This is a genomic window from Corynebacterium sp. KPL2825 (assembly GCF_037908445.1).
Classification (GTDB): domain Bacteria; phylum Actinomycetota; class Actinomycetes; order Mycobacteriales; family Mycobacteriaceae; genus Corynebacterium; species Corynebacterium kefirresidentii.
Genome location: NZ_JBBMGI010000025.1, coordinates 1 through 1,149 on the forward strand (window position 1 = coordinate 1; position 1,149 = coordinate 1,149).

Annotated in this window: 1 protein-coding gene; it reads right to left on the minus strand. The window is 54.8% G+C overall.

The features are described 5' to 3' along the window. Positions 1–7 precede the first annotated feature (7 nt). A partial coding sequence (locus WMQ00_RS11960; protein ID WP_340441073.1) for an IS30-like element IS1513 family transposase occupies positions 8–1,149 on the minus strand: 1,142 nt, incomplete at its 5' end.

Here is a 1,149-nt window from a genome sequence, read left to right on the forward strand (position 1 = left end):
GGCGGAATCAAGCGGTGGATGCGCCACGCTTGAATAGTTCGTTAAGTATTTCACGTGGGGTTGCGCCGCCGAGGATTTGTCGGGGTGTTTCGTTGAGCTCATTTTGCACCCACGCGACATGTTCGGGTGTGACGGTGGCAAAGTCGGTGCCCTTTTTGTAGAACCTGCGCCTGATCTCGCCGTTGGTGTTCTCGTTGGTTGGTCTCTGCCACGGTGAGTGCGGTTCACAGAAAAACACCTGGCAGCCGTCTTTAATCTGGACTTGTGCTGTGACAGCCATTTCTGCGCCTTGGTCCCATGTGATGGTCTTTAGCTGCTCGGTGTTGAGGTCTTTGACCATGTCCTGCAGGGTTGCGACCACGGTGTGTGAACTGTGCTCATCGGGAAGGTGTCCAAGCAGGGTGTAACGGCTGGTGCGCTCTACTAGGGTAATCAGCGCGCTTTTGCCACCTTTACCAATAACAAGGTCGCCCTCCCAGTGCCCGGGAATAGCCCTGTCATCAGCTTCCGGGCTGCGGTGGGTGATCTCAGCACCTTTGATCCAAGGGCGACCGGTTAACACGCCAGCGTTTCGGGCACGACGCTTGCGTGTTGAGCCGCCGCGGATAAGTACGTCTTTAGTCTTCATGACTTCTTCAAGCTCGGCTCGCAGGCTGCCTTTGCCTTGAATGTATAAGGCACTGTAGATCGCTTCGTGGGAAATACGCATGCTTTCATCATCGCTGAAAGCATGCTCAAGCCATGCACTAATGCGCCCAGGTGACCACCTGCGGGCAAGGCAATCGACTACTACACCCCGAAGCGTTGGGCTTTCATCGAGCTTGCGTAGTTTTGGCCGCACCATCCGACCAGCAGTAGAAACAGCAGCGTTGTGGGCGTTATACCGCAGCTGCTCTGTGCCGTCCTCATCGACGATCTTCCAACCATTACGGGTGATTTCACGAGCGACGACACTGTGGTGCCTATTTATTTTCTGCGCGATGGCTCGTGCCGAATCACCGACACGACATCCCGCTTCAATAGCAACACGGTCTTCAACAGTAAGCCTGCGACCACGCCCTACTAAGGCGTGTTTGTCGAATACGCCGCTAGGAAATCCATCAACGGCTTGAGTTTTCATCGGTGCTGGTATAACAGAATCTTTGCTGG